Here is a 12469-nt window from a genome sequence, read left to right on the forward strand (position 1 = left end):
CGCGTTGTGCCGCTGAAAGCAAAGAGCCGCGTCGCGACTGCCGACGGGGCTCTTTTTTTCGATGCGACGGCTCAGGGCAGCCGCGCCACCGACACTTCCGCGCCCGACGACGCCCATCCCAACCCGAGGCTCTTCTGTAGCGACACGAAATCCTTCAGCAATTCGGCCTGCGCGGCCACCACGTCCTGTTGCGCGGCGAACTGCGTGCGTTGCGCGTCCAACAGATCGATGAGCGTCGACACGCCCGCTGTGTAACGCTGGCGCACGAGCGTGGCCGAACGTTCCGCCGATGCCTGGACCTGCTGAAGCCGCACCACGTGTTCACGCTGATTGCCGTAACGCGAGAGCGACGAATTGGCGTCCTTCAACGCGCCGAGCACGGTCTTCTCGTAGCGCGCTTCGGCTTCGTCGCGCGCGGCTTCGGCGGCGTCGACATTGGCGGCTGTCCGCCCGAAGTCGAACAGATTCCATTGCAGATACGGCACGCCGACCCACGAGAAATTTTGCTTGCGCAGCAGATGACCCGGGTCCGACGCGGAAAAACCGATATCGCCGAGCAGCGACACCTTCGGGAAATAGTCCGCGATATGCTCGCCGATCTGCGCATTGCTCGACGCGAGACGCCGCTCGGCGGCGCGGATATCGGGCCGCTGTTGCAGCATCGTCGCCGGTTCGCCGATCGGCACCGACGACGGCAACGCGGGCAGCGGCGCACGCGCGCCGAGTTCGGCATCGAGCGCGCCGGGCGTGCGGCCCGTCAGCACGGCGAGTTGATCGAGCGAATCCGTGATCTGCACTTGCAGCGGCACGAGCGTCGCGCGCGTCGTATCGACTTGCGTGGTGAGGCGTTCGACATCGACTTCCGCCGCCGTGCCGCGCGCTCGGCGCTGCTCGGTGAGCGTGAGCATCTGCTGCTGATATTCGGCCGTGTGTTCGGCGAGCGCGAGCCGTTCCTGCTGATCGCGCAAGTCGATGTACACCGAAGCCACTTCCGCCGCGAGCGAGACTTGCGCGTCGGAGAGATCGGCGTTCACCGCGTCGGCTTCGTCCGATGCGGCTTCGATCGCGCGGCGCGTGCCGCCGAAGAGATCGATTTCCCAGGAGGCGTCGAAGCCTACGGTGTAGAAATCGACGGGACCGCGTCCGTTCGATGCCGGCGCGCCCTGATCGCCCGACGACGAGCCGAAGATCGACGTATCCGGCGAACGCATGCGCAGCGCCGCCGCCGAGCCCGAAACCTTCGGCAGCTCGTTGGCTCGCTGTCCGCGCAGTTGCGAGCGGGACTGACGCAGACGCGCCCGCGCCATCCTGAGATCGGGATTGTGCGCGAACGCGGCGTCGATCAAGGTGTTCAGTTGCGCATCGTCGAGCGCCTGCCACCACGCCGCGGGCGCATGCGTCGCGACGACGCCTTGCGCGGGCGCGCGCACGAATGCGCCGCTCTTCGCGGCATCGGACGCGACATCCGGCGCGCCGTGATAGTCGGGGCCGACCGTGCATGCGGCGAGTACCAGCGCGGCGAGCGGAAGCGAACGGGTGAAGCGGGAAGGAAACATTGTCGAATGATTCATGACATCAGTGGCCGGCGGACGGCATCTCGCCGGCCTGCGCGCGCGGCGTCTTGAGAAGAAGCGCGAGCGGCAGACACGCGAGCAGCGCGATGGCCAGCACGTAAAAAGTTTCGGAGTAGGTCATGACGATGGCCTGCTGGCCGATCTGCATCGACAACTGGCCGAGCGCCTGCATCTTCGCGTGCGCGATGTCGCCGCCTTGCGCCGCGAAGTTCGCCGCGCTCGCGGCCATGCGCTCCTGACCGATCACCGAATTCGCCGTCAGCGATTCGCGGATCGCCGCCGTATGGAAGTCGTTGCGACGATCGATTACGGTGCCGATGATCGCGAGGCCTACCGAGCCGCCGAGATTGCGCGCCATGTTGTAGAGACCGGCCGCATCGCCGGATTCCTCGCGCGATACGGCGGCCATAGACGCCTGATTGAGCGGCATCATCGCGAGCATCTGGCCGAAGCCGCGCAGAATCTGAGACCAGAAGAAGTCGTGCCCGACGCTCTGTGCAGTCAGCGAAATGTCGAGCAGGCAGCTCGCCGCGAAGAACAGCAGGCCCGTGATGACGAGCACGCGAAAATCCATCTTGCCGAGAAGACGCGGCAGCACCGGCATGATGAGAAACGCGGGCACGCCGGACACCAGCATGATCGAGCCGGACTGCAACGCGTTATAGCCCGCGACGATGCTCAGGAACTGCGGCAGCAAGAACGACACGCAATAGAGGCCCGCGCCCACGGCGAACACGATCAGAATCACGCTCGCATAGCGCGGATTGCGCAGCAGCGAGAGCCGCACGATCGGCTTCTTCGCGATGAACTGCGAGAGCGCGATGAGCAGGAAGCCGAAGGCGGTGACGCACGTGAGCATCACGATCTCGCTCGATTCGAACCATTGATTGCGCTGACCTTCTTCCAGCACGACGGTGAGCGAGCTAAGTCCGATGGCCAGTCCCGCGATGCCGAGCCAGTCGGCCTTCAGAAAAGCCTCCCAGTGCGACTTCTCGGGCGGCAGCCCGGTGACGAGCAGCGCGACGAGCGCGAAGCCCACCGGCACGTTCACGAAGAAGCACCATGACCACGAGATGTTCTCCGCGAGCCAGCCGCCGAGCACGGGGCCGAGCAGCGGCCCGAGCAGCACGATCAGGCCGAAGATCGTCATGCCGACGGGCATCTGTTCGCGCGGCAGCCGCGTCCGGATGATGGTCTGCGCGGTCGGGATCATCGCGCCGCCGGTGAAGCCCTGGCCGATGCGGCCCGCGACCATCATCGGCAGGGAGCTAGAGAGGCCGCACATCACCGAGAACAGCGTGAACAGCACCGCGTTGCCGAGCAGGAAGTTGCGCAGACCGAACACGCGCGTGAGCCACGCGGCGAGCGGGATCATCACGATTTCCGACATCAGGTAACCGGTCGATATCCATGTGCCTTCGGTGCCGGTCGCGCCGATCTCGCCCTGGATCTGCGGCAGCGCGGAATTGGTGATGGAGATGTCGAGCGTGGCCATCAGCGCGCCGAGCGCGCCTGCCGTGACCGCGATCCAGTCGACGGCGCTCGCGCGTGCGTGGGGTTCAGTCATGGCGATTCTCGGCGGCGACCCGCTTGCTGTCGTCGGTGGCGGCTTTCGTGTCGACATCGACGGTTACCGACAATCCCGGCAGCAGCACCTTGCGCGTCTGCGGACCCGTATCGACGCGAATGCGCACGGGCACGCGCTGCACGATCTTCGTGAAGTTGCCAGTGGCGTTCTCGGGCGGCAGCAGCGCGAACTGCGCGCCGGTGCCGGGCGCGAAGCTCTCGACGACGCCGTGCAGATCGGTGCCCTTGAGCGCATCGACATGCAGCGTCGCCGGCTGACCGATACGCATGCGCCCCACTTGCGTTTCCTTGAAGTTCGCCTCGAGATAGAGCGACTGGACCGGCACGACCGTCATCAGGCGCGTGCCGGGCTGCACATACTGGCCGACGCGCATTGTGCGGTCGCCCACGCGGCCCGCGACGGGGCTCACGAGCGTCGTGTCGTCGAGATCGAGCTTCGACTGGTTGAGCTGCGCCTGCGCCGCTTCCATCTGCGCGCGCGCCTGCGCGATCTGCGCTTCGGTCGCGCCGATCTGCATCGTGGCGGAGCGGGCGGCGGCGAGATTCGCGGCGAGCGTGGCGCGCGCCTGATCGCGCGTCGACACGAGACTCGCGAGGCGCTCGGCGGTTTCCGCGCCGGTCGCGACGAGCGGACGATAGCGGGTCACGTCGTCCTCCGCGTGCGTGAGACTCACGCGCGATACGTCGGCCTGCGCCTTCGCCTGTTCGGCGTTCGCGTGCTGCTGCTTCAATTCCGCCTCGGCGCGCTGGATGTCGGCGGCGCGCGCATCGAGCGTCGCCTTCGCCTGATCGAGCGATGCCTGATACTGCCGCGTGTCGAGGCGCGCGAGCGGCGTGCCCGCCGCGACGGACTGATTGTCCTCGACCAGCACTTCCGTGATGTAGCCGCTCACCTTGGGCGCGATGGTTACGCTGTCGGCCTTCAGATACGCGTCGTCGGTGGTTTCGACGAAGCGGCCGACAGTCCACCAGCGCAACCCCCATGCAACGCCGACGACGACCGCGACGATTCCGATTGCGATCAGCACGCGCTTGCGTGACGGTTTGCCCTTGGCGGCGTCAGCGGGTTGGTCGCCGTGCGTGGGCGCTGTGACTGACATGTTTTCTCCGGGATCTTTTGCGCTACCGCCTGCGTGCGGTAGTCTTCGATGAATACGAGAGGGTGAGCGCTCGCCGCATGTTCGATAACGCGGTGCGCTCGCCAAACTAGACGATGTCGTCTAGTATGCACGAATCTAGACGGCTGCGTCTAGTTTGGCCAGCCCCAGGAGAGACGATGAAAAAGCCTCGCGCCGACGATGAAAGCGAGTCGCAGGGTCAGGAACGCGGCAGCGCCGCGCGTTCGCCGCTGCAGGCGCGCGGGCGTGCGCGTATCGAGGCAGTGCTCGATGCGACCGCCGAGTTGATCGTCGAAAAAGGATTGGAGGGCGTGACGATGCATGGCGTCGCCCGGCGCGCCCAGACGCCGATCGGCTCGATGTATCACTTCTTCCCGGATCGCGACAGCCTGCTCGCCGCGTTGTGGGATCGGCACGCGGCGGCGCTCGAAGAACTGGAAGACGAACTTGGACGCATCGACAGCGAGACGTGGCGGGGACTGTCGGCGGAGGCGGTGATCGATCGCATCATGACGCCGCATATCGAATATTTCGAGCGCAAGACCGATTTCCTGATCCTGATGTCGGTCATGCCGCACGACGAAGCGAAGAAGAAACGCAAGTCCAGCATGATGCGAAAGGTGATCGACGCGCGCATGCCGGGCGTGAAGGCGTCCGAGCGTGAACTTTACGTGGAGATGCTGCATGCGCTCGCGGGCGGCGCGTTAGCGGTCAAGCTGCGTCCGTCGATGGGCGACGTGCAATTGGCGCGACGCTATCTGCGCGAAGTCAAGCGCGCGCTGGCCGCGTATCTGGCTGCGGTGGAGGCGGCGGTGCTCAGGTGACGGTCTCGGCGTGCCTGCGATTCTGCCGCGTCTTGAACTCGCTCGAATCGACATGTTCCGGGGTCAGCGAAAGGCCGCATGCCGCGCACGCAGGCGTGTTATCGGCGAAAAGACGATCAGTGCCGTCGTAGTGACCGGAATGCGAGAGGCCTTCCAGCGTGGCGCGATACCAGTGTGAGTGCCCGTCGTCGTAGATGCTTTCCACGATCGATCCGCGATGCCCGCAAGGGCAGTTCACGTGTGTGATGATGCCGACTTTCATGCGCGCCTCGTTGTGGTTGGGAAGCGGTGATGGCAAGCGTGCCGTGGAAGAATACGCGCAACGCGTGTACCCGCCTTGCTCGATTCGGCAGGCGATCGAATATCGAGTTCATCCGGCTTGCGATGATTCCGGCAAATAGGCGTCATCCTCTCCATAACGGGTCTCGTGGGGTGGAAAGGACTTTCGAAGCGCGCGTGCTTTCTCGATGCGAGGCGCGTACCGGATGCAATCGGTCGCATCGATCGGATTCGTAAAATTTCGCTATACAAAATCCTTAAACCGCGTAGGATGGACGAATCAAGCGAGTCGCAATCAATTCGCAACATCCGATAGCGCTCAAGCGCAGGCCCCGAACGGGATCAGCCTCAGGTCGGAGACCGTGCAACGCGGTCGTCGTGTCAGCTTGCCGATACTGCTCTACGCCCCCTTACTTCATGCCGCCTGCGCGCGGCGCGAGATCATTTGATGACAGTCGAAAACCGCTTCTATCGTGGCCTGGAAATATGGCCGCTCGTTTTTTCGCATCGGGCCGCCGGAGCGAATCACGCTTATAACCTCGACGATGGATTCGATGCCGCCGTGCGCATTCAGGAACCGTCGGCGGAATTGGGGCTGTCGCGCAGTCGCGTGTTCAAGATCAGCGCGAACGAGCCGTTTCAAAGCGCCGGCGACGCACGTCGCGCATCGATTGCGTATGCCGAACAGATGATCGACAAATGTCCGCAGGCGAGGACGTTTCTCGATTAGCACGCGTCGATCAATAGGAACCGTGATGCAACCCGACACCCGCAACATCCGCATCGATCCGACACCGCGCCGCGCCGACGGGGAATACATGGCCCATGCCCGTATCAGCACCAACGGTGCGGACGGCAGCGAAACGGATGTCTTCGTGAGCGGCGACCTTGCCGGCTTCGACCGGCGCGACGAAGCCGTCGCTTTTGCGGCGAAGTGGGCGCGCGACTGGCTCGAAGTTCGTTTCGGTTGATCGACCTCGGTAGATTGATATGCCGTGATTTCGTCTGCGCAGGCCGCCGCGCCTCTGGCTAACGTCTCACATTGGCAAAGAAGCTGATTGTGGAGAGAGGATGGCCGGTTCCCGTCGAAACGAAGCAAGCGAAGATATGCCCTCGGACGCGCGAAGCGTCCGCATCGCCACCGCAAGAAAGGGCAAGTCCGCCGCCGATGCGCCGCAGCTCGACCGGCAACGACGCGCAGAAGAACAGCAACGAGCAATACGCGCCTTGATCCGTGTAGCGAAGGATCAAGGCTTCGTCACGCATGCGCAGATCAACGATCATGTGCCGCACGGGCTTGCGCAGCCGACCGTGCTCGAAGACATCTCGCGCACGTTCCTCGAAATGGGCGTCGCAGTGTACGAACAGGTGCCCGACACCGAAACCCTGCTGCTCGATGACGCGCCCCCCGCCGTCGCCCTCGACGATCAGACGGAAGAAGACGCCGAAGTCGCGCTGTCGACGGTCGATGCCGAATATGGCCGCACGACCGATCCCGTGCGCATGTACATGCGCGAGATGGGCGCGAAGCAATTGCTGACGCGCGCGGCCGAGATTCAGATTGCACGTCGAATCGAGGCGAGCATCAACGAGATGATCCAGGCTATCGCGGCCTGTCCTCCCACGATCTCGATGATTCTCGCGAGCGCGCAGCAAGTCGCCGAAGATAAGCTCGGTATCGACGAACTGATCGATGGCATCGATGACGCGTCGACGCCGACGGAAGTCGATAACTCCGCGCGCGGCGATGGCGAAAGCGATCCCGAAGCCGACGATGAAGCGAACCGCTTGCGGTTGATGCAACTCAAGCACGACGCACTCGCGCTCTTCGCGCGTGTGGGCCATTGCGTCGATGAGTTGCGCGAAGCGGGCGCGGGCGATGTTCAGAACGCTCACGATACGATCCGAAACGAACTTGCACGCGTACGCTTCACCGCTCGCACAGTCGAGCGCGCCTGCAACGATATCCAGCAGCGGCTCGCGCACGTGCGTCAGATCGAGCGGCGGATTTGCGGCATTGTCATCGACCGATGCGGCATGCCGCGTGAGCAGTTCATCGCATCGTTTCCGGGACATGAGACCGATCTCGACTGGACGACGAAAACCGCTTTGAAATCGCATGATTTCGGCGCATCGCTGGAACGCAGTCTGCCCGCCATACAGGCCGAGCAGCGGCACTTGATCGAACTCGAACAGCAAGCCGCCATGCAGATTCAGCGCTTGAAGCAAATCGGCCGGCAACTGCTCGCTGCCGAATCGCGCATGCGGCATGCGAAGAACGAGATGATCGAGGCCAATCTGCGGCTCGTGATTTCGATCGCAAAGAAATACATGAATCGCGGCGTGCACTTTCTGGATCTGGTCCAGGAAGGCAACATCGGTTTGATGAAGGCCGTCGATAAATTCGAATACAGGCGCGGCTGGAAATTTTCGACGTATGCGACGTGGTGGGTTCGTCAGGCGGTCACGCGCGCGGTCGCAGACCAGGCGCGCACGATTCGTGTGCCGGTGCATATGGTCGAGACGATCAACAAGCTCAATCGCATTTCGAGCGAGATCTTGCAGCAGACCGGCAAGCCCGCGCTGCCTGCCGTTCTGGCCGAGCGCATGGCGTTGCCTGAAGCGCGCATCGGCAGCATTCAGAAGATGGCGATGCGCCTGATCTCGCTCGAAACGCCCGCAAACGACGACGCCGACGCGACGCTTGGTGACCTGATCGAAGATTCGAACGCGGAGTCGCCGCTCGATGCGGTCGTGCGCGCCAGCTTGCGCGCCGCAATCGACGATGCCTTGAACGCGCTTTCGCCACGCGAGGCGAGAGTGCTGCGCATGCGCTTCGGCATCGATATGCTCAACGAATTCACGCTCGGCGAACTAGGCACGCACCTGGGCGTGTCGCGCGAACGCATCCGGCAGATCGAAAGCCAGGCCATTCGCAAGCTCATGCATCCGCGCCGCGCCGATAAGCTGCGCTCGTTTCTCGATCATTAGTCGTTCGTGATGCTCATCAGCACGTCGGCGTACCAGGCGCTGTTGAGACCGAGCGATTCGTCCACATGCAGATCGCGCGTCGTCATGTCGATCGTGGATGAATGAATGCCCAGCAGCCGCCAGGGAAGCGCGCTTGCCGCGCCGTTTTCATCGGCCGACACGCGGCTTATCACGACGGGCGCGCCGCTCGTGCCCCGGTGCGTACGCGCATCGGTGATGAAGCAGCCTTTACCCTGAAACCGCAGCCCGAACGCCGACGCAATGATGCCTTGCCTCACCACGGGCAGATGATGCAGCGAGTCGTGAAATCCCAGCGGAAAACCGACGATCAATACGGAAGCGCCGATCGGCAACGCGTCGCTGGAGGTGGGCAGATGTTCGGGACCGAACGCGGCGAACACGGCCGTGCGTGGCAACCGATCGCGCGGGACTTCGAGCACGGCGACGTCGATTTCGCCGCCCGTATCCGATGCCTGTCGCCACAGGCTCATGCCCTTATCGTAGAGCGGTAGCGATGCCCACGCCGACGCGCCCAGATTGTCGCGATCCACATGCAGCTCGATCTCGAGGCGATCCGGGTGATGCTGGCTCGGCGCGTCCGTCAGCACGTGGCGGCTCGTGACGAGAAAGAGGCGCTCTCCGCGCGTGAAGAAAAAGCCGCTCGCGTTCGTCAGATGACGTGTGTGCGCGAACGTGCGCACTCGCACGGCAGTGAGCAGAAGGGCTTCCACCGTAGGCTTGCGTGCTGCGTCAGGCTCGTCGAGCGGATTTGAATCGGCAGTCTTTTCAGCGAGGAAGCTTCGCAACGCGTCGTACTGCGGCCCCTGATTCTGCGCGCCGTTTTCCGACAAAAATGCCGCGACGGGTCTCTCCGAAACGGATCCGCCGGAAGCCGCATTCGGTACATGCCGAACGACGCCCTGCGCGCCATCGCAAAGAAGCCATCTGTCGCCGTTTGAACTGCGATAAAACTCGGTCGTGTGCATTGCCGTGGTGTCCTCAGCGCGACCGGTGATCAACTTAAGTCGCTTCAGGTGCAGCGGTCGCCGCGAAAATGCAGATTGGAGTGGCCGTGAAACTCGAGCGTGGCCGCTACCGACTCGTGCACTGAGAGCGTCGAGCGGCGCAGCGTTTTCGGCCGTAGAAAGCAGAGGATCGATGAACAGCAATCGGATGCGCAAGCGTAAATCGACGATACGCACCCCGCTTGACGGGGTCAAGGCATTTCAAATTTCACGGGAGGATCGAACGAGGCCGACCGCCATGCATTATCCGCAAGTGTCGATCCAGTCCTTTGCCCAGCGATTTGCGTAGGCAATGGCCTCGGTTTCCTTTGAGAAATAGCCGACGGAATAAAAGGTGTACTGCGATTCGGAAGAACGTTTGCTTGTTCGGTCGACTGACACATTTGCCGAAAACGTCCGATCGGGCAAACGGTGAGCGGTCGCTTGTACCGCATAGCCTTGATAACTCTGAATGGATGCCATTAGGTTTTATATTTTTTGGCGTTGATACTTACGTTCAAACGCAACGGGTGAGAAGAGTGTGCGCGCAATGAGTCGCCGAGCGATGTCGGAACTGGCGGCAAAGAAGGGGGAGAAGAAAAGCGGGGAAACGGAGAAGCTGAAGAAACGGGATCCGGAGAACGGATCCCGTGACGCTGAAATTACAGCGGCTTGATGTTCGATGCTTGCATGCCCTTCGGGCCGCGCTTCGTCTCGAAGCTTACTTTCTGACCTTCCGCGAGGGTCTTGAAACCATCGGCGCGAATTTCGGAAAAGTGTGCGAACAGATCGTCGCCGCCGTTATCCGGGGTAATGAAACCAAAACCCTTGGTGTCATTGAACCACTTGACGGTGCCGTTATCCATGAAAAATCCTTGAAATAAAAATGTGAGTATTGAAGAGGAGAAGCATCAAGGAGGGAGTGGACAACGAATTCCGGCAGCAACGGATGATTGATGAGCAGCAGTCGACTTCTTGAACTTCAGCGTGAATCATACCAAACCCAAACGAAACGGTCAACTATTCGTCGATTTATTTGCTCCGCGCGCAGTCGGCCGGCGTCGGGCATGTTCGTGGCGCGGTGGCGCTTCCTCGTCCGACAATTCGGATAATTAATGATTGACGCGGTCGCGCTTCGAAGCAGAAGCTCTCGGAACCACTTCGTAATGAAGCCTCCGATCTGATTACGCGCTGAAAATATATTTCCTTCCGCCATGCTCCGCATTGCATGGTCTCGACCACGGAGAAGAGAATGAGAAGGATACGAGGGCTGGTTCTGGCGATATCATCAGGAGTATTGATTACCGGATGCGGCGGCGACTCCGGCTCGGATGCCCCCGGCTCGAACGGCAAGAGTGCAACCGGGCAGCCGGCGGCGCAGCAACTGGCCACGACGAAAGGCTACGCGTTATCGACGGTCATCTGGGACCGCGTTCCCATCGGCGTTTGCTGGGATATGAGCAACGCCGATCTCGCGCGGTACTCATCGGAACGTAGCTGGAGCCGCCTCGCGGTTCAGGAAACCTGGGAGCGGCATTCGGGCGTCCGGTTCACGGGATGGCGGCAATGCACGAACGATCCGAACTACTACGGCATAAGGATCACCGTCGAGGATAGCGCGACGATCGGACCGCATACCGTCGGCCTGGGCGCAATGCTGAACAACGCGCCAGGCGGAATGTCGCTCGATTTCACCTTCAGGAACTGGAGCCCGAGTTGCCAGGGACGCGAGGAGTATTGCATTCGACGCGTCGCCGCGCATGAATTCGGCCACGCGCTGGGCTTTGCGCATGAGCAGAACCGGCCCGACACGCCTTCGACGTGTAACGAGCCTGCGCAAGGCACGTCGGGCGACACGATGATCGGCGAATGGGATCTCGCATCGATCATGAATTACTGCAATCCGAACTGGAATGGCGACGGCAAGCTGAGCGCCACCGACATCGAGATGGCGCAGAAGTACTACGGGGCTCCGCGGCTCACCGAAACCGTGTACACGTTGACGCGCGCGCAGGCCCCCGCTCGGATAACTGCGTACGACTTTGCTTCGCGTACCGCCAAGGCTTCGATCGACCTCTCGCTGACGGGCGACTACAAACAAGTCGACAAGATGTTCGCCAGCGCGGACGGCACACGGCTGCACGTGCTTCTCGAAAGAAGTCCGACGTCGATCGATCTCGCCACCATCGATACCGCAACCAACAAGGTGTTGCACGTCACGCCCATCGGTCCGTTGCTCACCACTTCCACCGGTTATAGCCTCCAGCCCGCGCCGGATGGCAAGCAGGTCTATCTGTCGAGCAAGAACATCATTAATGTGATCGACGCCGACTCAGGCGCGTTGCTCAGGAAGATGGTGCTGCCCGAAGACTACAGCCTCATCAAGGTCGTAACCGCGAGGAATGACGATGAACATCTCTATGCGCTTGCAAATGAGCCGGGGACGAAGCTGGAAGTTCTTCGTATCGAGACGGCCAGCGCGTATATCGTGGGCGGCTATCCGGCAGGATCGGCGTCGAGCACGATGAGCGATGAATTCGCCGTCACCGATGACGCGAAAAAGGCTTATTTCGTGAGCGTTGCGTCGTTCGCCGGCGAGGGAAGTCTGACGGAAATGGATCTGGAAAGCGGCATCACGCGCGTGTTGACCGATCTGCCTGAGAAGAAGCCGAGATTCCTCACGCCCATCGATAACCAGCAGATCCTTTTCGCCGACGACAATGGCACGGGCCCGAGTGCCGTCATCCTCTACGACGTGACGAGCAGAACGAAGACGACGTTGCTGACTTCGTCGAGTCTGGTGGGATACATGCAATACGATCCGACGACCAGGTCCGTTCTTCTCGAACGAAGCGGCATCTGGTCCGTCAATCAGATCAGGCAGCGGGCGGACGGTAAGTACCGGAACGTCGATCTCGGGCTACGGTCTTTCACGAGCGGGGAGGTATATAACGGCGTAGCGCCGTTCGTGTCGGTGACGCGTTGAAGCGGGGCCGCTTGGCATGCTTCGACGTTCGATTCGTCCGACTTAACGACGATTCGTGCATCGACAAATGCTCACTTGACGACAGCCGAAAGTGCCGTATGATGAA

General features: G+C 62.0%; 11 protein-coding genes. 5 read left to right on the forward strand and 6 right to left on the reverse strand.

All coding sequences use genetic code 11. The features are described 5' to 3' along the window. Positions 1-71: 71 nt before the first annotated feature. The 3 genes from NCS28_RS27380 to NCS28_RS27390 are packed head-to-tail and all read right to left on the reverse strand — an operon-like array spanning position 72 to position 4261. Positions 72-1571, reverse strand: a complete 1500-nt coding sequence (locus NCS28_RS27380; RefSeq protein WP_250516920.1) for an efflux transporter outer membrane subunit — start codon at positions 1569-1571, stop codon at positions 72-74. Between the two features lie 4 nt (positions 1572-1575). Continuing rightward, positions 1576-3141, reverse strand: coding sequence for an MDR family MFS transporter (locus NCS28_RS27385; RefSeq protein ID WP_250516921.1), 1566 nt, complete (start codon positions 3139-3141; stop codon positions 1576-1578). Continuing rightward, positions 3134-4261, reverse strand: a complete 1128-nt coding sequence (locus NCS28_RS27390) for an HlyD family secretion protein (protein ID WP_250516922.1) — start codon at positions 4259-4261, stop codon at positions 3134-3136. The genes NCS28_RS27385 and NCS28_RS27390 overlap by 8 nt, the downstream gene beginning before the upstream one ends. 176 nt (positions 4262-4437) lie before the next feature. Here NCS28_RS27390 and NCS28_RS27395 point away from each other — a divergent pair, with 176 nt between their 5' ends. Next, the gene (locus tag NCS28_RS27395) at positions 4438-5103 is read left to right on the forward strand and encodes a TetR/AcrR family transcriptional regulator (RefSeq protein ID WP_250516923.1); all 666 of its coding nucleotides are present in this window, start codon (positions 4438-4440) and stop codon (positions 5101-5103) included. Here the strand turns inward: NCS28_RS27395 and NCS28_RS27400 are convergent. Continuing rightward, the gene (locus NCS28_RS27400) at positions 5096-5365 is read right to left on the reverse strand and encodes a hypothetical protein (protein ID WP_250516924.1); all 270 of its coding nucleotides are present in this window, start codon (positions 5363-5365) and stop codon (positions 5096-5098) included. The two genes, NCS28_RS27395 and NCS28_RS27400, sit on opposite strands and share 8 nt — an antisense overlap. A 465-nt stretch (positions 5366-5830) precedes the next feature. Here NCS28_RS27400 and NCS28_RS27405 point away from each other — a divergent pair, with 465 nt between their 5' ends. From NCS28_RS27405 to rpoD, 3 genes are all read left to right on the forward strand, one after another. Beyond that, a complete protein-coding gene (locus tag NCS28_RS27405) occupies positions 5831-6112 on the forward strand; it encodes a hypothetical protein (RefSeq protein WP_250516925.1) in 282 nt (93 codons plus the stop codon). 25 nt (positions 6113-6137) lie between these two features. Further along, positions 6138-6353, forward strand: coding sequence for a hypothetical protein (locus NCS28_RS27410; RefSeq protein WP_250517229.1), 216 nt, complete (start codon positions 6138-6140; stop codon positions 6351-6353). Positions 6354-6453: 100 nt separating this feature from the next. Further along, positions 6454-8373 carry an RNA polymerase sigma factor RpoD gene (rpoD, locus tag NCS28_RS27415; RefSeq protein WP_250516926.1) on the forward strand — a complete coding sequence of 640 codons (1920 nt, stop codon included), beginning with the start codon at positions 6454-6456 and terminating at the stop codon, positions 8371-8373. Here rpoD and NCS28_RS27420 read toward each other — a convergent pair. Together NCS28_RS27420 and NCS28_RS27425 are read right to left on the reverse strand one after the other, a co-directional pair. Beyond that, a complete protein-coding gene (locus NCS28_RS27420) occupies positions 8370-9104 on the reverse strand; it encodes a S1 family peptidase (RefSeq protein WP_250516927.1) in 735 nt (244 codons plus the stop codon). The two genes, rpoD and NCS28_RS27420, sit on opposite strands and share 4 nt — an antisense overlap. Positions 9105-10039: 935 nt before the next feature. Next, positions 10040-10243 (reverse strand): cold-shock protein, encoded by a 204-nt coding sequence (locus NCS28_RS27425; RefSeq protein ID WP_061118402.1) that lies wholly within the window; start codon positions 10241-10243, stop codon positions 10040-10042. A 386-nt stretch (positions 10244-10629) separates the two neighbouring features. Here NCS28_RS27425 and NCS28_RS27430 point away from each other — a divergent pair, with 386 nt between their 5' ends. Next, entirely contained in the window at positions 10630-12363 is a 1734-nt protein-coding gene (locus NCS28_RS27430; RefSeq protein WP_250516928.1) for an ATPase, read from the forward strand. Positions 12364-12469 lie beyond the last annotated feature (106 nt).

Origin of the sequence: Caballeronia sp. INDeC2 (genome assembly GCF_023631325.1) — a bacterium.
In the GTDB taxonomy this organism is placed as follows: domain Bacteria; phylum Pseudomonadota; class Gammaproteobacteria; order Burkholderiales; family Burkholderiaceae; genus Caballeronia.

Excerpts from the sequence above, each read along its gene's own strand:
- NCS28_RS27430 (WP_250516928.1), top strand. The coding sequence starts at position 10,630 with ATGAGAAGGATACGAGGGCTGGTTCTGGCGATATCATCAGGAGTATTG.
- NCS28_RS27425 (WP_061118402.1), bottom strand. The coding sequence starts at position 10,243 with ATGGATAACGGCACCGTCAAGTGGTTCAATGACACCAAGGGTTTTGGT.
- NCS28_RS27410 (WP_250517229.1), top strand. The coding sequence starts at position 6,138 with ATGCAACCCGACACCCGCAACATCCGCATCGATCCGACACCGCGCCGC.
- NCS28_RS27380 (WP_250516920.1), bottom strand. The coding sequence starts at position 1,571 with ATGAATCATTCGACAATGTTTCCTTCCCGCTTCACCCGTTCGCTTCCG.
- NCS28_RS27395 (WP_250516923.1), top strand. The coding sequence starts at position 4,438 with ATGAAAAAGCCTCGCGCCGACGATGAAAGCGAGTCGCAGGGTCAGGAA.
- NCS28_RS27390 (WP_250516922.1), bottom strand. The coding sequence starts at position 4,261 with ATGTCAGTCACAGCGCCCACGCACGGCGACCAACCCGCTGACGCCGCC.
- NCS28_RS27405 (WP_250516925.1), top strand. The coding sequence starts at position 5,831 with ATGACAGTCGAAAACCGCTTCTATCGTGGCCTGGAAATATGGCCGCTC.
- rpoD (WP_250516926.1), top strand. The coding sequence starts at position 6,454 with ATGGCCGGTTCCCGTCGAAACGAAGCAAGCGAAGATATGCCCTCGGAC.
- NCS28_RS27385 (WP_250516921.1), bottom strand. The coding sequence starts at position 3,141 with ATGACTGAACCCCACGCACGCGCGAGCGCCGTCGACTGGATCGCGGTC.
- NCS28_RS27400 (WP_250516924.1), bottom strand. The coding sequence starts at position 5,365 with ATGAAAGTCGGCATCATCACACACGTGAACTGCCCTTGCGGGCATCGC.